Genomic DNA, 19,125 nt, shown 5'->3' with positions numbered 1-19,125 from the left:
GGCAAGTGGGTGGCAAGCGGCCTGCAAGGGGCGAGGCCTACCGTCTCCGTGCGGAGCGCGAGCCGTACCGCCGAGAATGTCGCCAAACGAAAAGAGCCCCGGCTCTTGCGAGCCGGGGCCTCTTTCGTCACTGTGGTGACTCGAAGTGGGCGAGGAGGGATTTGAACCCTCACGTCCTTTCGGACACACGGACCTGAACCGTGCGCGTCTGCCGTTCCGCCACCCGCCCTTTGTTGGGTGCGGAGAAACAGTAGCACGGAACTGCCGGTAGTACTGAACCCGGATACGATCGCATCAGACACGGAAGCGGAGGAACAGGGTCACCGCAGCCGTGGAGGAGGCGGTGTGCCAGTCGCGGGCACTTCAAAATGGCCTCTGCTTGCACGAGAGGGAGGTACACCCGGTGGGAGTCCTTCAGCGCTTCGAGCGAAGGCTCGAAGGCTTGGTTGAGGGGGCCTTTGCGCGGGCGTTCAAGTCAGACCTGCAGCCGGTCGAGGTTGCCAGCGCCGTCCAGCGTGAAATGGACGAGCGCGCGGCGATCGTGGCTCAGGGACGCACGCTCGTGCCCAACGACTTCGTGGTCGAGCTGTCCACGACCGACAGCGAGCGGTTGGAGGTCTACGCCGACAGCATCAGCCACGAGCTGGCCGAGCTCGCCCGGGAGTACGCGAAGGAGCAGGGTTATTCCTTCGTGGGACCGGTCAGGGTCCGTTTCGAGACCGCGGCGGATCTGGCCGTCGGGCTCTTCCGCATCCGCTCCGGCGTCATCCGTGGCGCCACGGTGGAGCAGGACGAGATCCGGCAGCCGGCCAGTGATCTGCCGCCCGCCCGCTCGCACGCCTTCGGCGGCCGTCCACGGCTCCTGGTCTCGACCCAGGACGACCCGCAGGGCGACCGCTCCTACGAGCTCACGACCCCGGTGACGCTGCTCGGCCGCGGCACCGACTGCGATCTTCGCCTGGTCGATCCAGGCGTCTCGCGCCACCACGCGGAGCTGCGCGTCGAAGGCCCTCTGGTGGTCCTCGTCGATCTCGGCTCCACGAACGGCACCTTCGTCAATGGCCAGCCGGTACGCAGAATCGAACTCCAAAACGGCACTCGGGTGACGTTGGGGCGTACGACTCTGGTGTTCCGGCGCGATTAGGGGTAGACAAACGGTCCATGTCCGAGCTCACGCTGCTGCTGATCCGGCTCGCCTTCCTGGCGGTGCTGTGGTTCTTCGTCATTGCCGCAGTCGGTGTGATCCGCACGGATCTGTTCGGCTCCCGTACGGCTCCCGCCGCGGCACCCCGTAAAGCACCCAAGGCGCCCAAGCCGGTGGCCAAGCCCAAGAAGGGCGAGCCCAAGCAGCTCGTCGTGACCGGCGGCCCCCTGCAGGGAACCACCATCACCCTCTCAGAAGCGCCCATAACCATCGGCAGAGCCACCGACGCGACGCTGGTAGTCAACGACGACTACGCCTCCAGCCGGCACGCGCGGCTCTTTCCCCAGGACGGTCAGTGGATCGTGGAAGATCTTGGATCGACGAACGGCACGTACCTCGACCGCTCGAAAGTGACCCGCCCAACCCCCGTGCCGCTCGGAGTTCCGATCCGGGTCGGCAAGACAGTCATTGAATTGCGCAAATGACCATCGCACTCCGCTACGCAGCCCGCTCGGACGTCGGCCTCCTCCGCGAGGGGAACGAGGACTCGGCGTATGCCAGCGGCCGCCTGCTCGCCGTCGCGGACGGCATGGGCGGGCACGCACACGGCGAGGTGGCCAGCTCGGTCGCCATCGCCGCCATGGCCTCCCTGGAAGAGGCCCCCGGGGGTTCTGACCTGCTCGACGCCATCGAGACAGCGGTTCACGACGCCAATCGCAAGCTGCACGAGATGGTCGGACGGGATCCCACGCTCAAGGGCATGGGCACCACCCTGACCGCCATGTTGTGGAACGGCACGCAGGTCGCGCTGGTGCACGTCGGCGACTCGCGGGCCTACCTGCTGCGCCGTGGCGAGCTGTACCAGATCACCCACGACCACACCCTCGTGCAGCAGCTCGTCGACGACGGCCGCATCACGCCGGAGGAGGCCGCGACGCATCCGCAGCGGTCGATCCTGCTGAAGGCGCTCGACGGCAGCGAGGAGGTACGGCCCGACCTGGCGTTGCGCGAGGCCCAGATCGGCGACCGCTACCTGCTGTGCTCCGACGGGCTGTCGGGCGTCGTGAGCGCCGAGACGCTGCACTCGACCCTGACCAACCTCGACGACCCGGACGAGGCGGTCCGCCAGCTCATCGACCTGGCCAACCGCGGCGGCGGCCCCGACAACATCACCTGTGTCGTGGCCGACGTCGTGGAGCTGACCGACGGCTACCAGGTGCCGCACGAGGCGGCCGTGGTGGGCGCGGCCGGCATGAACCGGCTGCGGAGCAGCAACCAGGGCGGCCCGCCGGGGCGAGTGAGCGCGGTGACCGCTCCCCAACCGATCCTCACCGATGACGACTACGACCCCGCTCCCGCGGCGGTCCGTCGTCGCCGGATGTGGCCGGTGCTGGTCACCGCGCTGGTCGTGGCCGTCGGCGTGGGCGGCTACTTCGCCTACAACAAGACCCAGGAGAACTTCTTCGTCGGCGCCGAGGGCAACCAGGTGGTGGTCTTCCGCGGCATCCAGACCGAGCTCGGGCCGTTCAAGCTGTACTCCCTGGAGCGCGGCACCGGGCGCAACCTGAACGAGCTCTCCGACGCGCAGAAGGCCTCAGTCGTGGACGGCATCCCGGTCGACAGCGTCGACGAGGGCCTGGAGAAGGTGAACACGCTGACCTTCACCACGGCGGTCAAGCCCTCCGCCTCCCCCACGCCGTCCGTCTCCTCGACCCCGAAGAAATCCGGTAGGTGACCGACTTGGTGGTAGCCCCCGTCCCCATGCCCGCCAAACGGCGGGTCGCGCAGTTGGTCATGCTGGCCGTCGCCGTGCTGATCGTCATGGGGGCCTATGCCAACGTCGGCCTGGCCATGCACGACCAGGTGCCCTCGGGCATGCTCACCTACGGTCTCGGCCTCGGCGGGCTCATGCTCGCCGCCTATCTGGTGCTGGCCAAGTGGGCGCCCTGGGCGGATCCGCTGATCCTGCCGCTGGTGACCCTGGTCAACGGGCTCGGCCTGGTGATGATCTACAGGCTGTCGGAGTCCGACTCGAAGACCGGCGAGCTGTCCAACCCCACCACGCAGTTGATGTGGACCTTCGTCGGGGTCGCCCTGTTCAGCCTCACCCTGATCTTCCTGCGCGACCACCGGGTTCTGCAGCGGCTGACCTACACCATGGGCGCCGCCGGCCTCTTCCTGCTCATCTCCCCGTTGATCCCGGGGCTCGGACAGGAGATCAACGGCGCGCGGATCTGGATCGGCATCCCGGGCCTGGGCTCCATCCAGCCCGCCGAATTCGCCAAGCTCGCCCTGGTGATCTTCTTCGCCGGCTACCTGGTCGCCAAGCGCGACGTGCTGGCGCTGGCCGGGCGGCGGCTGCTCTTCATCGACCTGCCGCGCGTGCGCGACCTCGGGCCGATCCTCATCCTGTGGGGCATCAGCATCGGCATCCTGGTCATGCAGAAGGACCTCGGCTCGTCGCTGCTGCTGTTCGGGGCCTTCATCGCGATGCTCTACATCGCCACCCAGCGCAGCTCGTGGGTGATCATCGGCATCCTGCTCTTCGTGGGCGGCGCGGTTCTGGCCGGCAGCATCTTCAACCACGTGCAGCAGCGCTTCGAGGTCTTCCTCGACCCGGAGAACCCGGCGCTCTTCGACAAGATCGGCGGCAGCGGGCAGCTCATGGAGGGCCTGTTCGGGATGTCCTACGGCGGCATCCTCGGCACCGGGCTCGGCCAGGGCCACCCCGACCTGATCCCGCTGGCCTTCTCCGACTTCATCTTCGCCGCCACCGGCGAGGAGCTGGGCCTGACCGGGCTCATGGCGCTGCTGATGATCTACGCACTGATCGTCGAGCGCGGCCTGCGCACCTCGCTCTCGGCCCGCGACCCCTTCACCAAGCTGCTGGCCGGCGGCCTGTCGTTCATCCTGGCCTGGCAGGTCTTCATCATCGTCGGCGGCGTGACCAACCTCATCCCGCTGACCGGCCTGGTCACCCCCTTCATGTCGCAGGGCGGCTCCGCGCTCCTGGCTAACTGGATCCTTATCGCGCTGCTGGTACGCATGTCGGATGCCGCCCGGCGCCCCCCACCCCAGGCGATCCAGAACGAAGGATTGACGCAGGTGTTCCAGCGATGAACGGCACCCTCAAGCGCGTGGCCGTGGCCTGCCTGGCCATGTTCGCGCTTCTCATGATCAACGTGAACTACCTGCAGGCGGTCAGGGCCGAGGACCTCAAGCCCGACGCCCGCAACAAGCGCAACTACTACGACCGGTACGCGGTCGAGCGCGGCCGCATCACCGCGGGCGGGAAGGTCATCCTCGCCCAGTCGGTGGAGAAGAAGCAGGGCGCCTTCCGCTACCTGCGGGAGTACCCGGAAGGCGTGCTCTACGCGCACGTCACCGGCTTCTTCTCGCCGGAGAGCGAGTCGCAGATCGAGCGCTCGGAGAACAAGCTGCTCAACGGCTCCAGCGCCGACCTGCTGCTGCGCCGGAGCATCGACCTGTTCACCGGCGAGCCGACCCGCGGCGCCAACGTCGACGTGACGATCAACCCGAAGGCGCAGAAGGCGGCCTACGACGCGCTGCGCCAGAGCGGCAAGCGCGGCGCGGTGGTGGCGCTCGACTCCAAGACCGGGGCGATCCTGGCCATGGTGTCGCTGCCCACCTACGACCCGGCCGAGCTGTCCAAGCCCGAGAAGGGCCCGGTGTTCAAGCGGTACGACGAGCTGGCCAAGGACAAGTCGCAGCCGCTGCTCAACCGCAACATCGACCGCACCTACGCGCCCGGCTCCACCTTCAAGGTGGTCACCACGGCCGCGTGGCTGGAGGACGACAGCAGCCGCGACGGCAACACCACCGTCGACGCGCCGACCAAGCTCGACCTGCCCAACACCACCGCCGACCTGCCCAACTACGGCGGCTCGGCGTGCGGTGGCGGCAACGTGCCGATGGTGTACGCGCTGGAGAAGTCCTGCAACACCCCGTTCGGCAAGATCGGCCTCGACCTCGGGTACGAGCGCATGGCCGAGCAGGCGCAGAAGTTCGGCGTGGGTGAGCCGCTCAGCATCCCGATGGCGGTGGCCAAGAGCTCCATCGGCCCGAAGGAGGACCCGGCGGCCATCGCCCAGGCCTCCATCGGCCAGCGCAGCAACCAGATGACGCCACTGCAGATGGCCCTGATCGCCGCAGGCATCAACAACGACGGCACGGTCATGCGGCCCTACCTGGTGAACAAGATCACCGACGCCAAGAACGACGAGATCGAGGCGGCCGACCCGCAGGAGCTCTCCGAGGCGATGAGCCCCGACAGCGCCCGGAAGCTGCGCGAGATGATGATCAGCGTCGTGGCCAACGGCACCGCCCGCGCCGCGCAGGTGCCCGGCGTGCAGGTCGGCGGCAAGACCGGCACCGCCGAGACGGCCCAGGGCCAGGCGCCGCACGCGTGGTTCATCGGCTTCGCGGAGAACGTCTCGCTCGCCGTCATCGTCGAGTCGGGCGCCGCCCGCGTCGGCGACGAGGCCACCGGTGGCGGCGTGGCCGCGCCCATCGCCAAGGCCGTGCTGGAAGCGGTGCTCGGCAAGTGACGACGCAGCTCGGCGGACGCTACGTCATGGTGTCCCGCATCGCGCGGGGCGGCATGGGCGAGGTCTGGCGTGCCCGCGACGAGCTGCTCGGCCGCGAGGTCGCCGTCAAGCTGCTGCGCAAGGACGGCCCGGGTTCCGGCGCCGACCACGGCCCGGCCGGCTGGGTGGCCCGCTTCCGCAACGAGGCCCGCATCACCGCGGGCCTCACCCACCCCGGCATCGCGCAGGTCTTCGACTACGGCGAGCAGAGCGACCTGGCCTACCTGGTGATGGAGCTGGTCCAGGGCGAGTCGCTCTCGGCCATCCTCGCCCGGCACGGCGCGCTCGGCACCGAGGTCACGCTCGACGTGCTCCAGCAGACCGCGCGGGCGCTGCACTCGGCGCACTCGGCCGGGATCATCCACCGTGACATCAAGCCGGGCAACCTGCTGGTCACCCCCGAGGGCGCCATCAAGGTCACCGACTTCGGCATCGCCCGTGCCATGGAGTCGCCCTCGGTCACCATGACCGGCACCGTGCTCGGCACCGCCCAGTACGTCAGCCCCGAGCAGGCCCAGGGGTTGCCGCTCACCCCGTCCACCGACCTGTACTCGCTGGGCGTCGTCGCCTACGAGTGCCTGTCCGGGCGGGCGCCCTTCGTCGCCGAGACGCAGGTGGCCATCGCGCTGCTGCACCTCAACGAGCCGCCGCCCCCGCTGGGGGCCGACGTGCCGGCGCCGGTGCGTGACCTGGTCATGCGGCTGCTGTCCAAGGACCCCGAGCGGCGGCCGGCCACTGCGGCCGAGCTGGCCGACCGGGCGGGTGTGCTGCGCGAGACGCTGGCGGGGGCCGCGGCTCCGGTCACCGAGCTCAGCATGCTGACCGACCCGTCGGGCTTCCGCGTCGGGCGCGCCACCGGCTCGTACGGCTCCGCCGTACCGGCCGGGTCCACGGGCGCGTACGGCACGGCCGAGACCGACGGCGACCTCGTCGAGCCGGTGCCCACGACGCGGTTCCGTTCGCGACGGCGGCGGCGCACCACGGTGCTGGTGGCCACGGCGGGCGCGGCGGCGGCGGTGGGCTTCGGCACGGTCGCGGTGATCACGCTCAACAGCGGCCCGCCACCCAGCGTGGCCGACCCGACCGAACGCGTGACCAGCAAGCCTTCGGTGAAGCCGACGAAGAAGAAGCCCTCGACCCGGCGCCCGTCGCCGGTTCCGGTCACGCCGACGAAACCGGTAACCTCACCGTCAGCTACCGTAAGCAAGACGGCTTCGCCCACGCGGAAACCGACGACGTCGAGCCCGACCCCGACCCGAACCCCGACTCGCACACCAACCACAACCCCCACATCGACGCCGACCACACCGGCACCGTCGGACTCCCCGGACCCGGGCGACACAAATCCGCCGGAAGGGTGAGACTTGATGCGGCGCGGGGCCGATGATGGACACCGGTGCGTAAAGCCGGTACCCAAGATGAACGGTAAGGGACAGTGCAGGAAATGACTCAGCCTCGGCTACTCGGAGGTCGCTACGAGCTCGACGGAGTCGTCGGGCGCGGCGGCATGGCCGAGGTCTACCGCGCCAGGGACATCCGGCTGGACCGCATTGTCGCGATCAAGACACTGAGGTCGGATCTTGCGCGCGACCACACCTTCCAGGCCCGCTTCCGCCGTGAGGCGCAGTCGGCGGCGTCGCTGAACCACCCCGCGGTCGTGGCCGTCTACGACACCGGCGAGGACACCGCCGAGGGTGCGCCCGTGCCGTACATCGTGATGGAGTACGTCGACGGCCGCACGCTGCGCGACCTGTTGCGCCAGGACCGCCGGCTGATGCCCGAGCGCGCGGTGGAGCTGGTCGACGGCATCCTGCGGGCGCTCGACTACAGCCACCGCGGCGGCATCGTGCACCGCGACATCAAGCCGGCCAACGTGATGATCACGCGGGCGGGCGACGTCAAGGTGATGGACTTCGGCATCGCCCGCGCGATGGCCGACTCGGCCGCGACGATGACGCAGACCGCGCAGGTCATAGGGACCGCCCAGTACCTCTCGCCGGAGCAGGCGCGCGGCGAGCGCGTCGACGCCCGCAGCGACATCTACTCCACCGGCTGCGTGCTGTACGAGCTGCTGACCGGGCAGCCGCCGTTCACCGGCGACTCCCCCGTCGCGATCGCCTACCAGCACGTGCGCGAGGAGCCGATCCCGCCGTCGCAGATCGACCCCGAGATCCCCAAGTGGGCCGACGCGATCGTGCTGAAGGCGATGGCCAAGGACCCGGCGCACCGCTACCAGAGCGCCGCCGAGATGCGCGCCGACATCGCGCGCGCCATGTCCGGGCAGCAGACCGAGGCGCAGACCATGGCGCTGGCCTCCTCCGGCACCCGGATGATGACCTCGACGCAGGGCGGTCCCTCGACGCAGCGAACCTCGGCCATCCCCGCCTACGAGTACGACGAGGGCGGCGGCGGCCGGGGCGGGCGCAGGCGCGCGGCCGGCGGCGGCGGTGGCGGCGGCAAGGTCGCCAAGACGCTCGCCTGGATCCTGGTGCCGCTGCTCATCATCGGCGCGTTCATCGGCGTCGGCTACTTCTTCCTGGTGGACCGCTCGGGCGGCGGCGCCGACCCGGCGGCGAGCAAGGTGAAGGTTCCCGCGGTCGTGGGGATGACCATCAAGGACGCGCGCACCGAGCTCGACTCCGCGGGACTGAAGTACACCGAGACCGAGGACTTCAGCGCCGAGTACGAGGAGGGGATGGTCATCAGCACCGACCCCAAGGACGGCACCGAGCTGGACAAGGGCGCCGAGGTGAAGCTCGTCGTCTCCAAGGGCGCGAAGAAGATCGCGGTGCCGGAGGGGCTGGTCGGCAAGTCCGCCGACGAGGCCAAGTCGATCCTCGACGCGGCCGGGCTGAAGGCGCAGATCCAGCAGAAGAACTCCAGCAAGGCCGAGGGCAAGGTCTTCGACACCGATCCCAAGGCGGGCGAGGAGGTCGAGGAGGGCGGCACGGTCACCCTGTTCGTGCCGTTCGCGCGGGCCGAGGTGCCGGACGTGCAGGGCTGGACCAAGGACGAGGCGGCTGCGGAGATCAAGCGCGCCGGCTTCAAGGCCCGGATCGTCGAGCAGCCGAGCGACGTCATCGCCTTCGGCACGGTCATGCAGCAGAACCCGCCGCCCGGCACCAAGCTGCCGCCGAAGGGCACCGTGACGATCATCGTCTCGTCCGGCCCCGAGCAGCCGACGGAGGAGCCGACGCTCGGCCCGACCGACGATCCGGATCCCACCGAGGAGCCGACGGATCCGAACGAGGTGCCGACCGAGGAGAACCCTGAGGACCAGGGCGGCTGATCACCGGCCGTAGAGCACCGGCGAAGCCCCCGGGGGACGGCCCCCGGGGGCTTCGCCGTGTCGCCTTGTCGCCGTGTCCCGGACATGGAACGTCCCCGCCACTCGGGGGCGATGGCGGGGACGTCACTTGGATGTCGGTGCGAGTCGCGCCGGCGTTACAGGATCTCGTCGAGCCAGTTCGCCAGCAGCCGGTGCCCGTGGTCGGACAGGATCGACTCCGGATGGAACTGGATGCCCTCCACGGGCGCCGTACGGTGCCTGAGGCCCATGATGGTGCCGTCGGGGGTCTGGGAGGTCACCTGGAGCTCCTGCGGCACGGTGGCGGGCTGTACGGCCAGCGAGTGGTAGCGCGTCATCCGCACCGGGTTGGGGAGCGTGCGGAAGACGCCGTGGCCGTCGTGGCTGATCTCGCTGGTGCGGCCGTGCATCAGCTCGGGCGCCCGGCCGACGGTGCCGCCGAGGGCCACCGCGATGGCCTGGTGGCCGAGGCAGACGCCCAGGAGCGGCTGCCCGTGCTCGATGGCGTGGTGGACCAGGGGCACGCTCACCCCGGCCGCCTCGGGGGTGCCGGGGCCGGGACTGACCAGCACGCCGTCGAAGCCGTCCGCGTCGTGCACGGCCACCACGTCACGCGGCCGTACGTCGCAGTCGGCGCCGAGCTGGCGCAGGTACTGCACGATGGTGTGGACGAAGCTGTCGTGGTTGTCCACGACCAGCACACGGGGGCTCACTGTCGGACGGTCACCTCATCCAGCGAGATCGCCGGTTCGAGTAGCGGAAAGACGAAATACCAGAGTACGGCTCCCGCGCCGAGGGCCAGCGCCCCGGCCAGGAGCAGCCGCAGGGTGAACCCGCCGGGGAGCCGCCGCCAGAGCCAGCCGTACATGCGTCAGACCTTCCTCGCCTCGGTGTTCTTGAGCACGCCGTACACGATCAGCCGCTGCGCCGCCGAGTACTCGGGGTGGCAGGTGGAGAGCGTGATCATCGCGCGGATCGGCCGCAGTCCCGGCTTGCGCGGCACCGGGGCCAGCACCTCGACCTCGTCCGGCTCGACGATCTCCTGGGAGGTGACCCGGTAGGTGTAGCGCGCCTCGCGGGCCTCGACGACGATCTCGTCGTCGCGTTCGAGCCGGTCGAGCTCGTTGAAGGGCGCGGCGTAGGTGGTGCGGTGCCCGGACAGGACGAAGTTGCCCACCTCGCCGGGGAGCGCGCTGCCCGGGTAGTGGCCGGGGCCGCGCTTGAGGTGGTCGGCGTCGACGCCCTCGACGACGGCGTACTGGTACTCGCGGCCCAGCCTGGGGATCTTCAGCAGGGCGATGGCCTTGCCGAGCTTGATCTTGTCGAGTTTCCGGTCGCCGCCGTCGGCGTCCTCACGCAGTTCCTGCTGCAGCAGGGCCTGTTGGCGAAGGGTGTAGGAACTGGTTCCCCACAGCAGGTACGCGCAGAAGAGCATCAGCACGAGCCCGGCCGTGATGCTCAGCTCGCCGAAGGCCCGCAGGAACGCTCTCACGGGCTCCACCCTAGAAACTGCAGCTCCACGGGATCGCCACGACATGCGCGTGGCGACTATCCTTGGCCAGGCTTCAATTACGCTTAACAAAGAGCCTTGGACGATCCGGAAGCCCAGGCCCTCAGCAGGAGTTACCCGTGCCCAAGTCGAGTTCGCGCAAGAAGGCGGTCTACACGCCGCCGCAGAAGGCCAAAGAGGTCAAGCTCAGCCCCCGCTGGCTGGCGCCGACCATGGTGGCCTGTTGGATCATCGGCATCCTGTGGATCGCGGTGTTCTACGTCACGAACGTCGCGGGTGTCGACGTGCCCCTCATGACCGACCTCCAGAACTGGAATCTCGGCATCGGGTTCGCTTTCATCATCTTCGGTGTGGTGCTTTCCACCCGCTGGCGTTAGTTCTTTCCACAAGTTTTTCCACACCCTGGGGATGTCAGCCCACAAGCTGTGCGGTCCTGAGGATGACGAGGACGACGAGGACGGCCAGCGTCCCCACGAGAGCCACGGTCTGCACCACTGTGCGGCGGTTCCGGGGGGCGTAGGCCAGTGCCGCCGAGACGAGCGCGCCGGTGATCAGACCGCCGACGTGCGCCGTCCAGCTGAGCTGTACCCCGAACAGGCCACCGGGGATGAGCCGCGGCAGGAAGGTGATCGCCAGGTTGATGGCGATCAGGACGACCACGCCTCGCACGTCCATGTTGAGCTTGCGGCCGACCACGAAGACCGCGGCGAACAGGCCGTAGACCGCGCCCGACGCGCCGGCGCTCCACACGTTGGCCGGGTCGAGCCAGTAGCTCAGCACGCCGCCGCCCAGCGCGCTGAGCAGGTAGAGCGCGGCGAAGCGCACGTGCCCGAAGGCCCGCTCCAGGTAGGGGCCGATGGCGTAGACGGCGTAGCCGTTGAACAGGATGTGGATGACGCCGAAGTGCAGGAACGCGCTGGTGATCAGGCGGTAGTACTCGCCCAGCCCGGCCACCGCGACGACGTTCATCGCCAGCTCGCCGGTGAGCGCGTCGTTGGTGAGGTACTGGCCGGCGAACATGAGCGCGATGAGGCCGATGATCGCGTAGGTCACGATCGGCTTGGTCACCACGCCGCCGCCGAAGGCGGAGCGCGCCTGCCGTACCCCTCGGTTGCCTTCGGCCACGCAGTCGGGGCACTGGAAGCCGACCGCGGCGTCGCGCATGCAGTCGGGGCAGATCGGCCGGTCACAGCGCTGGCAGCGGACCCAGGTCTCGCGGTCGGTGTGCCGGTAGCAGGTGGGCGGCACCACCGGCTGCGAAGGCTGGGCAGGCTGGCTCGTCATACGAGCCAGCCTAAAGCCACTTACGCAGGCACGCGGTCGATGGTGACCTTCTCGATGACGACGTCGTTGACGGGGCGGTCGCCCCGCGCCGTCGGCGCCTTCGCGATGGTGTCGACCACGTCACGGCCTTCGATGACCTCACCGAAGATGGTGTGGCCCTGGTTGAGGTGCGGCTGCGCGCTGACGGTGATGAAGAACTGCGAGCCGTTGGTGCCCTTGCCCATGCGGCGGCCGGCGTTGGCCATCGCGAGCAGGTAGGGGCGGTTGAAGTTGTTCTGGGAGTGGATCTCGTCGTCGAAGTCGTAACCGGGGCCGCCGATGCCCCGGCCGAGCGGGTCGCCGCCCTGAATCATGAAACCGCTGATGACGCGGTGGAAGATCGTGCCGTCGTAGAGCGGGGCGTTGGTCCGCTCGCCGCTCTCCGGGTGGGTCCATTCGCGCGTGCCCTCGGCGAGCTCGACGAAGTTGGCCACGGTGACCGGTGCGAGCTCGGGGAAGAGCTTGATGCGGATCGTGCCGTGGTTTGTCTGAAGGTTTGCGATCAGCTTCTCAGCCACGAGAAAGCCGCCCCCTCTGCGATTTGTCCAGGTCTGAAAGGTATGGCCGTGAGGCCGTCACAAGCATCCTCCCACGGGAGCGGATGATTGAGCCGCCTTCCACCGGGAAGGTCAGGCTGCGGGGCCCCATCGACAGGGGAGGTTGACGTGTCCCTGACACTCAGAAAGCGCCGCGTGGTCATCGAAGTCCCGAGCACGTGGATGGGCCGAATGAAGGTCCAGGCCAAGCGGGCCGGTGGTCGGCTCGCGCCGATGGCGGACCAGGCGAGAACAGTCGCCTCGTCCCGTATCGAAGACGCCCGTTACTGGGCGGCTCCTAAGTTGGAGGATGCCGCTCATCGGGTGGAAGACCAGTTCGCGCCCCGGGTCAGCGCCATGCTGACGCAGGCCGCGAAGCGGGTCGACCCGTCCCCGGCGCGTTCGCGCCGGTGGCCGGTGGCAGTCCTGATGACCGGTCTCGCCCTGGGCGCGATGGGCTACATGTTCTACCGTCGCAACGCCCAGCAGTGGACCGATCACATGAAGGACTCGGCCGCCGACGCCTCGCGGTGGGTCAGCGAGAAGGCCGACCGGGCTTCGGACAAGACGTCCGACCTGGCCGACGAGGCGTCCAAGAAGTAGGGAAGACGTCGCCGCCCCCGGAGCCGCCGGCTCCGGGGGCGTTGACGTGTAACCAAGCGCTTGCTACAACGAGGCATGACGCTGTCCCCGCTCGACGACTATCCGGTCCACCAGGCCGCCCAGGTCATGCGGCACGTCGCGACCTCCGATCGCAACTTCTACGACCGGTACTACTTCAACTGCCACGACCGCTCCGGCGAGTTGATGCTCATCGTGGGGCTCGGCCAGTACCCCAACCTCGGCGTCACCGACGCCTTCGCCTGCGTCCGGCGCGGCGACCTGCACCGCGTGGTCCGCGCCTCGCGCGAGCTCGGCGCGGACCGGATGGACACCACGATCGGGCCCTTCCGGGTGGAGGTCCTCGAAGGGCTCAAACGGCTCCGGGTGGTGCTGGAGCCGAACGAGCATGGCCTGTCCTTCGACCTCACCTGGGCGGGCACGATCCCGGCGACGCTCGAACCGCGGCACTTCGTGCGCTGGCAGGAGCGGGTCGTCTTCGATTCGGTACGGCTGGCGCAGACCGGCCGCTGGACCGGGTCCATCAGCGTCGGCGACACCGTGACGGACATCACCCCGGACGCCTGGTTCGGCACCCGCGACCGCTCGTGGGGCATCCGCCCCGTAGGCGAACCCGAACCGCCGGGCATCCAGGTCAAGAACCCCGGCACCTTCTACTGGCTGTACACGCCCATGCAGTTCGCCGACCACGCGATCCTGTGCATCGTCCAGGAGGACGACAAGGGCCGCCGGGTCCTGGAGGAGGCGGTGCGGGTCTGGAACGACGGGCGCGAGGAGGAGTACCTCGGCCGGCCCGAGTACCACCCCGTCTACGCGCCCGGCACCCGTGACGTCCTCTCCGCGACCCTCTCCTTCGCCCCGCCGCGCGGCAAGCCGTTCGACGTGCGGTGCGAGCTGCTGCTGCCGGTGCACCTGATGGCCGGGACCGGGTACGGCCTGGAGGCCGACTGGAAGCACGGCATGTACCAGGGGCCGGGACCGGTGGTGCAGGGCGTGACCTACCGGCTGCCGGAGGACCAGGCCCGGATGTGGGGCCTGGTCGACGCGGCCGGCCGGTTCGAGTACGACGGGAACGTGGGATACGGCCTGTTCGAATACTGGGCCCTCGGGCCGCATCCCTCGTTCGGCTGAGACCGGGCTCCTCGGCCTACTTGGCCGCGGTGGTGGTGCAGTGCAGGGTCTCGGCGTTGGCCAGGTCGAGCGGCTTGCCGTCGGGGCCCACCGGGGCGGGGAGCGGCTTGCCGTCGGGGCCGACGGCCGGGAGGGCCGGGACGGCCTCGAGCTTGCCCTCCATCTTGCCGCCGACCTCGGCCCTCTCCACCTTGGTCGCGCCCTCGGGCGGCGGGGCGCCCTCGGAGCCCTCGGCGCCCGGGGCGACCGCGGTGGCCATCACGGTCGCGGTGGTGGCCTTGGTCACCGTCAGGGTCGGGCCGCCCTCGCCCTCGATCTTGACCGGCACGCCCAGCTTCACCTCCACCTCCTTGCCGTCGCCCGTCCGGCAGATCGCCACCGTCTCGCCCGGGCCCGCCTCGGCGCCGGGGTCGGCGAGGGCGGAGCCGGTCAGCCCGGTCATCAGGACCAGGACGGCCGCGGCCGCACCGAGCAGTGCTGTCCGTCGCTTGCGCATCGGGATACCTCCAAGGTCGTTCGTTCCGATGGGCAGAGCGTGGCCCCCGGAACCTGAACCCACCCTGAAGGCGGCCGAAATCCTCTTCAGGTTGGCTTTAGGTGACCTGAGGCACGCTGGACCCCGTGCGAGTACTGCTGGTTGAGGACGAGGAACGCCTGGCTCTCCTGCTGAAGGACGGCCTGGCCGGTGAGGGCTTCGCGGTGGACGTGGCCCACGACGGGCGCGAGGGGCTGTGGCTGGCCACCGAGAACCCGTACGACGTGATCGTCCTGGACGTGATGCTCCCCCGGCTGAACGGCTACGCGGTCTGCGCCCGGCTGCGCGAGGCGGGCAACTGGACGCCGATCATGATGCTGACCGCCAAGGACGGCGCCTACGACGAGGCCGAGGCGCTCGACACCGGCGCGGACGACTACCTGGCCAAGCCCTTCTCCTACGTCGTGCTGCTGGCCAGGCTCCGCGCGCTGATCCGGCGCGGCGGGCGGGAGCGGCCGGTCGCGCTCACCGTGGGCGACCTGGTCATCGACCCCGCGGGCCTGCGGTGCAGCCGTGGCGACCGGGAGATCGCGCTCACGCCGAAGGAGTTCGCCGTGCTGCACGGCCTGGCGCGGCGGGCCGGCGAGGTGGTCTCCAAGAGCGACCTGCTGGCCCAGGCCTGGGACTTCTCCTACGACGGCGACCCGAACATCGTCGAGGTCTACATCAGCGCGCTGCGGCGCAAGATCGACGTGCCGTTCGGGCGCAGCTCGCTGGTGACCGTGCGCGGGGCCGGGTACCGGCTGGAGGCGGCGTGATGCGCACGGCGTCGGTCCGGCTGCGCGCCACCCTGGCCGCGACGCTGGTGGTGGCGCTCGCGCTGGTCGTGGTGACGCTCGTGCTGGCCTTCTCGCTGCGCGGCACGCTCTTCCACAACGCCTCGGCCGCGGCGACCCAGAAGGCGCTCACCGCCGCCGCCACGACGACGAGCCTGGGCGTGGTCGAGGCGGTGCCCGCGCAGCGTGCGCTGCTCGACCCGGACGTGGCCTTCTTCACCCCCGGCGAGGCGCCGCCCGCCTGGCTGTCCGCCGCCGACGACTACGCGATGGCCCAGGTGGTCGTCGAGGCGCCGCAGGGCGGCGAGACCGTCATCGTCGGCCGGGCCTCCTTGGACGTCGCCGACGACGCCCTGCGGACGCTCACCCAGGTGCTGCTGCCCGGCGTGCCGCTCCTGCTCTTCGTGGTCGCCGGGATGACCTGGTTCGCGGTCGGGCGCTCGCTGCGGCCGGTCGCCGCGATCCGCGGCAAGATGGCCGACATCACCGCCAGCGACCTGCACCAGCGGGTGCCCGTGCCGGAGTCGGGCGACGAGATCGCCGCGCTCGCCATGACCGTCAACTCCACGCTCGACCGCCTGGAGAGCGCGGTCGAGCAGCACAAACGGTTCGTGGCCGACGCCGCGCACGAGCTGCGCAGCCCGATCGCCACCCTCCGGGCCCGGCTGGAGCTCACCGCGCCGCCCGGCCTGGCCGAGGAGGCCCTGGCCGACGTCGACCGGCTGCAGACCCTCGCCGGCGACCTGCTCCTGCTGGCCAGGCTCGACGCCGGCGAGCCGTTGCGCACCTCCGAGGTGGACCTCGGGCAGGTCGCGGCCGAGACGGCGTTGCGCTGGTGCGAACGGGTCACCCTCGACATCGAGCCCGACGTGGTGGTCTCCGGGGTGCGCGGGCACCTGGAGCGGCTGGTGGCCAACCTGGTCTCCAACGCGGTACGGCACGCGGCCTCCGAGGTCGTGGTGCGGGTGCGGGCCACGCCGGAGGGCCTGGCGAGCCTGGAGGTGCTGGACGACGGGCCGGGGATCCCGGTGGAGTCGAGGGAGGCGGTGTTCGACCGGTTCACCCGGCTGGACGAGGCGCGGGCGCGGGACGCGGGCGGGGCCGGGCTGGGGCTGTCGATCGCGCGGGAGATCGCGGTGCTGCACGGCGGGACGCTGGTCGCGGGGGACGGCGGATTCTTCGCTGCCTTTCCCCTGCAGACATTCGCCGGAAAAAGGTGAACGATCAGCGCATGCCGTACGCGAGGAAGATCGATGGAGGCAACGTGCTCTCACGCCGCGCGCTGATCGTCAGGAGCGGAGCCGCCGCCGGGGGCGGGGTGGTGTTCCTGTGGCCGTCCGCGGCCGAGGCCGCCGCCGGGCCGATCCTGGCCAAGACCAAGGACATCCCCGTCGGCGGCGGGAAGGTCATCAAGGGCAAGTACGTGGTCACCCGGCCGAGCAAGGACGTCTTCCGCTGCTTCACCGCCAAGTGCACCCACCAGGGGTGCACGTTGTCGGGGGTCAGCGGCGGGACGATCAACTGCCCGTGCCACGGCAGCAAGTTCCACCTCGCCACCGGCGCCGTGGTCCGGGGGCCGGCCGAGCGCAAGCTCACCCGGCGGAAGATCACCGTCGCCAAGGGCGTCATCCGGCTGGCCTGACACCCCGGCCGCCTAGAACTTGCGGACGAAGACCGAGCCCCGGTGCACGGCACGGAAACCGGCCCGCTCGTAGACGCCGACCGCGCCCGTGCCGTTGTCGGCATCGACCCCCAGCCCGGCCGTGGTGTAGCCCTGCGCCCTGAACTCGCCGAGCGCGTGCGAGAGCAGGGAGGCGGCCACGCCACGGCCACGCCATTCCCGCAGGGTGCCGATGATCGCGATCCAGGCGGCCTTCTCCCCCGTCGCGGCCGCCTCGCCGGCGAAGTGCATGGTCATCAGGATGCCGACCACCCGCTCGCCGTCCAGGGCGAGGAAGGAGGCCTCCGGCCGGAAGGAGCGGATCCCGGTCATGGTGTGCCGCCAGCTCTCGGCGGTGTGCTCGATGCTCCCCCAGTGGTCGCGGAAGGCCAGGTTGCGCACCGCCCGAGCGCCTTCGTCCAGGTCGGGCGACCATGGAACGATCCCGATGCCGGGCGGCGGCTCGACTCGCGGGGCGGGCTCGCGCAGGTCGGCGCGCATCTCCAGGAACCAGCGCATGCGCTCGAACCCGGCGCCCTGCAGCAGCGCTATCGTGCCCGCGCTCCGGTCGTCGGCGCTGACGTGCAGCTCCAGGGGGCGGCCCGGGTAGTGGCGCTCGTGCAGGCGCGGGGCGGCGTCGAGCGCCCAGTCGAGGATGCGCCTGCCGTACCCGCGGCGGCGGAAGTCGGGGTGCACGCCGCCGGACAGGCGCATCTGGTGCTTGGGCGCGGCGGACTGGCGGATCGGCAGGTAGCCGTAGGCCACGATCCGCTCGCCGTCCCGCGCGGCCAGCGTGCCGTCGGCCAGGTCGAGCAGGGGGTCGCCGAGGGTGTAGCGGATGTCGCCGGCCGTGGGGGTCTCGCCGAGCCGGTCGACCGCGTCCATGTCGGCCACCAGCCGCGCCACTGCCTCGGCGTCGTCCTCGCCGAGTGTCCCCCAGGTGATACTCATGGCTCCTATTTAAGACGGGCGGAGGTGTTGAGGCGATTTGCGATCTTGCGCAGGCCGTCGGCGAAGCTCTCCCGCGTGGTCCGCTCGTAGCCGATGAACAGCCGGTTGGCCAGCGGGACGCCCCAGCGGGCGACGGTGGCGACGTTGTAGACGCGGTGCACCACCAGGGTGCCCGTGCCGTGCGGCTCGGCGTGCCACTCGCCGCGATACCACCAGCCGCCCTGCACGGACAGGCCGGTGGCGGTGCGTTCGGTGGTGCCGTGGTCGGGGATGGAGGCGTTCAGCTCGCGGAGCACGGCGGCCGGCGGGGCTTCCACGACGCCGGACACCTCGAGGATCAGCTTCTTCATGGCGGCGACTCCAGGTGGTCGTCGGGCGGAGCTGGGTGCGCGTCGTGCGGTGCGGCTCGGTGGAGGTCGTCGAGTGCGGCTCGTTTGAGCGTGTCGGGCCAGGCCAGTTCGCCGCGTTCCACCCGGCGCACGACCTCACGCACCCAGTCGAGCTCCGCCCGGGTCAGCGCCAGTTCGCCCTCGGTCTCCAGGGTGAGCAGCGGCGGCAGCCCGGACGCGGCCGCCTCCCGCAGGTGCGCCTCCAGCCCGGCGAGCCGGCCTTCGAGGCCGGCCGTACGGGATCTGAGGGCACGCGCCACCTCGGCGGCGGGAAGCACGCCGAGCAGCGAGACGGCGGCCAGGAAGGCCCGCCGGTCGGCGTCGGGGGTGGCGAGCAGGGCGCGCACGCGCAGCGCGACCTCGTGCCGGCCGGCGTCGGTGATCTCGTAGACGGTGCGCTCGGGCCGCCTGCCTTCGCGGCTGGTCTCGACCGGGACGATCAGCTCGTCCCGGGCCAGCCGCTCGACCGCGTGGTAGAGGCTCCGCGGCAGGCCGGTGACGTGGTCCTTGTGCGTGTCGACGATGAAGCGGTGCAGCTCGTAAGGATGTGCGGCGCGAACCGTGAGCACGGCCAGCACGGTCAGGCCGACCAGATCAGGGCGTCGCGCCATAGTGACTCCTTCTATAGTGCACTT

Annotated in this window: 22 protein-coding genes and 1 tRNA gene; 13 read left to right on the top strand and 10 right to left on the bottom strand. The window is 70.3% G+C overall.

Annotated elements, in window-relative coordinates; translation table 11 throughout:
- Positions 1-146 precede the first annotated feature (146 nt).
- Positions 147-229: transfer RNA gene (locus tag ACIBG7_RS40655), tRNA-Leu, on the bottom strand.
- Between the two features lie 174 nt (positions 230-403).
- Here ACIBG7_RS40655 and ACIBG7_RS40650 point away from each other — a divergent pair.
- The 7 genes from ACIBG7_RS40650 (at position 404) to pknB (ending at position 9,040) form a co-directional block, all read left to right on the top strand.
- On the top strand, positions 404-1,144 hold the full coding sequence (locus ACIBG7_RS40650) for a DUF3662 and FHA domain-containing protein (RefSeq protein WP_357918973.1): 741 nt from the start codon (positions 404-406) through the stop codon (positions 1,142-1,144).
- Positions 1,145-1,161: 17 nt separating this feature from the next.
- On the top strand, positions 1,162-1,629 hold the full coding sequence (locus ACIBG7_RS40645; RefSeq protein ID WP_357918969.1) for an FHA domain-containing protein: 468 nt from the start codon (positions 1,162-1,164) through the stop codon (positions 1,627-1,629).
- A complete protein-coding gene (locus ACIBG7_RS40640) occupies positions 1,626-2,879 on the top strand; it encodes a Stp1/IreP family PP2C-type Ser/Thr phosphatase (RefSeq protein WP_357918966.1) in 1,254 nt (417 codons plus the stop codon). Before ACIBG7_RS40645 ends, ACIBG7_RS40640 begins: the two co-directional genes overlap by 4 nt.
- 26 nt (positions 2,880-2,905) lie before the next feature.
- Entirely contained in the window at positions 2,906-4,264 is a 1,359-nt protein-coding gene (locus ACIBG7_RS40635; RefSeq protein ID WP_357920372.1) for an FtsW/RodA/SpoVE family cell cycle protein, read from the top strand.
- Entirely contained in the window at positions 4,261-5,712 is a 1,452-nt protein-coding gene (locus ACIBG7_RS40630; RefSeq protein ID WP_357918963.1) for a penicillin-binding protein 2, read from the top strand. Before ACIBG7_RS40635 ends, ACIBG7_RS40630 begins: the two co-directional genes overlap by 4 nt.
- A complete protein-coding gene (locus tag ACIBG7_RS40625; protein WP_397339718.1) occupies positions 5,709-7,112 on the top strand; it encodes a protein kinase in 1,404 nt (467 codons plus the stop codon). The genes ACIBG7_RS40630 and ACIBG7_RS40625 overlap by 4 nt, the downstream gene beginning before the upstream one ends.
- A gap of 83 nt (positions 7,113-7,195) precedes the next feature.
- Positions 7,196-9,040 (top strand): Stk1 family PASTA domain-containing Ser/Thr kinase, encoded by a 1,845-nt coding sequence (pknB, locus tag ACIBG7_RS40620; protein ID WP_357918957.1) that lies wholly within the window; start codon positions 7,196-7,198, stop codon positions 9,038-9,040.
- 155 nt (positions 9,041-9,195) lie between these two features.
- On the opposite strand, the gene ACIBG7_RS40615 is transcribed toward pknB, so the two are convergent.
- The 3 genes from ACIBG7_RS40615 to ACIBG7_RS40605 are packed head-to-tail and all read right to left on the bottom strand — an operon-like array spanning position 9,196 to position 10,550.
- The gene (locus ACIBG7_RS40615) at positions 9,196-9,771 is read right to left on the bottom strand and encodes a gamma-glutamyl-gamma-aminobutyrate hydrolase family protein (RefSeq protein WP_357918954.1); all 576 of its coding nucleotides are present in this window, start codon (positions 9,769-9,771) and stop codon (positions 9,196-9,198) included.
- Positions 9,768-9,926 carry a hypothetical protein gene (locus ACIBG7_RS40610; protein ID WP_357918951.1) on the bottom strand — a complete coding sequence of 53 codons (159 nt, stop codon included), beginning with the start codon at positions 9,924-9,926 and terminating at the stop codon, positions 9,768-9,770. Before ACIBG7_RS40610 ends, ACIBG7_RS40615 begins: the two co-directional genes overlap by 4 nt.
- A 3-nt stretch (positions 9,927-9,929) precedes the next feature.
- Positions 9,930-10,550: a class E sortase gene (locus ACIBG7_RS40605; RefSeq protein ID WP_357918948.1), complete on the bottom strand. Its 621-nt coding sequence runs from the start codon at positions 10,548-10,550 to the stop codon at positions 9,930-9,932.
- A 137-nt stretch (positions 10,551-10,687) separates the two neighbouring features.
- Between ACIBG7_RS40605 and ACIBG7_RS40600 the strand changes: the two genes are divergently transcribed.
- Complete coding sequence (locus ACIBG7_RS40600) at positions 10,688-10,945, top strand: cell division protein CrgA (RefSeq protein ID WP_357918945.1); 258 nt, start codon at positions 10,688-10,690, stop codon at positions 10,943-10,945.
- A gap of 34 nt (positions 10,946-10,979) precedes the next feature.
- Here the strand turns inward: ACIBG7_RS40600 and ACIBG7_RS40595 are convergent, their stop codons facing one another.
- The gene (locus ACIBG7_RS40595) at positions 10,980-11,852 is read right to left on the bottom strand and encodes a rhomboid family intramembrane serine protease (protein ID WP_397339717.1); all 873 of its coding nucleotides are present in this window, start codon (positions 11,850-11,852) and stop codon (positions 10,980-10,982) included.
- A gap of 20 nt (positions 11,853-11,872) precedes the next feature.
- The gene (locus ACIBG7_RS40590) at positions 11,873-12,409 is read right to left on the bottom strand and encodes a peptidylprolyl isomerase (RefSeq protein WP_357918941.1); all 537 of its coding nucleotides are present in this window, start codon (positions 12,407-12,409) and stop codon (positions 11,873-11,875) included.
- A 147-nt stretch (positions 12,410-12,556) separates the two neighbouring features.
- Here ACIBG7_RS40590 and ACIBG7_RS40585 point away from each other — a divergent pair, with 147 nt between their 5' ends.
- Both ACIBG7_RS40585 and ACIBG7_RS40580 read left to right on the top strand, forming a co-directional pair.
- Positions 12,557-13,030, top strand: coding sequence for a hypothetical protein (locus tag ACIBG7_RS40585; protein ID WP_357918938.1), 474 nt, complete (start codon positions 12,557-12,559; stop codon positions 13,028-13,030).
- A gap of 75 nt (positions 13,031-13,105) precedes the next feature.
- Positions 13,106-14,179 (top strand): hypothetical protein, encoded by a 1,074-nt coding sequence (locus ACIBG7_RS40580; protein ID WP_357918935.1) that lies wholly within the window; start codon positions 13,106-13,108, stop codon positions 14,177-14,179.
- 16 nt (positions 14,180-14,195) lie between these two features.
- On the opposite strand, the gene ACIBG7_RS40575 is transcribed toward ACIBG7_RS40580, so the two are convergent.
- A complete protein-coding gene (locus tag ACIBG7_RS40575) occupies positions 14,196-14,675 on the bottom strand; it encodes a hypothetical protein (protein WP_357918932.1) in 480 nt (159 codons plus the stop codon).
- Between the two features lie 125 nt (positions 14,676-14,800).
- Here ACIBG7_RS40575 and ACIBG7_RS40570 point away from each other — a divergent pair, with 125 nt between their 5' ends.
- The 3 genes from ACIBG7_RS40570 to ACIBG7_RS40560 are packed head-to-tail and all read left to right on the top strand — an operon-like array spanning position 14,801 to position 17,132.
- Positions 14,801-15,472, top strand: coding sequence for a response regulator transcription factor (locus ACIBG7_RS40570; protein ID WP_357918929.1), 672 nt, complete (start codon positions 14,801-14,803; stop codon positions 15,470-15,472).
- The gene (locus ACIBG7_RS40565; protein WP_397339755.1) at positions 15,472-16,710 is read left to right on the top strand and encodes a sensor histidine kinase; all 1,239 of its coding nucleotides are present in this window, start codon (positions 15,472-15,474) and stop codon (positions 16,708-16,710) included. The genes ACIBG7_RS40570 and ACIBG7_RS40565 overlap by 1 nt, the downstream gene beginning before the upstream one ends.
- Positions 16,711-16,754: 44 nt before the next feature.
- Entirely contained in the window at positions 16,755-17,132 is a 378-nt protein-coding gene (locus ACIBG7_RS40560) for a Rieske (2Fe-2S) protein (RefSeq protein ID WP_357918926.1), read from the top strand.
- 12 nt (positions 17,133-17,144) lie between these two features.
- Here ACIBG7_RS40560 and ACIBG7_RS40555 read toward each other — a convergent pair whose 3' ends face one another.
- From ACIBG7_RS40555 to ACIBG7_RS40545, 3 genes are read right to left on the bottom strand one after another with little or no spacing between them, the layout of a single operon-like run.
- Positions 17,145-18,101 (bottom strand): GNAT family N-acetyltransferase, encoded by a 957-nt coding sequence (locus tag ACIBG7_RS40555; protein ID WP_357918923.1) that lies wholly within the window; start codon positions 18,099-18,101, stop codon positions 17,145-17,147.
- 5 nt (positions 18,102-18,106) lie between these two features.
- Positions 18,107-18,451, bottom strand: coding sequence for a hypothetical protein (locus tag ACIBG7_RS40550; RefSeq protein ID WP_397339716.1), 345 nt, complete (start codon positions 18,449-18,451; stop codon positions 18,107-18,109).
- Positions 18,448-19,101: a PadR family transcriptional regulator gene (locus tag ACIBG7_RS40545; protein ID WP_397339715.1), complete on the bottom strand. Its 654-nt coding sequence runs from the start codon at positions 19,099-19,101 to the stop codon at positions 18,448-18,450. Before ACIBG7_RS40545 ends, ACIBG7_RS40550 begins: the two co-directional genes overlap by 4 nt.
- Positions 19,102-19,125 lie beyond the last annotated feature (24 nt).

This window comes from Nonomuraea sp. NPDC050328, from assembly GCF_044459405.1.
Taxonomy (GTDB): Bacteria; Actinomycetota; Actinomycetes; order Streptosporangiales; family Streptosporangiaceae; genus Nonomuraea.
The sequence above is the reverse complement of the archived record's forward strand: the minus strand, read 5'-3'. Positions and strand labels throughout refer to the sequence as shown.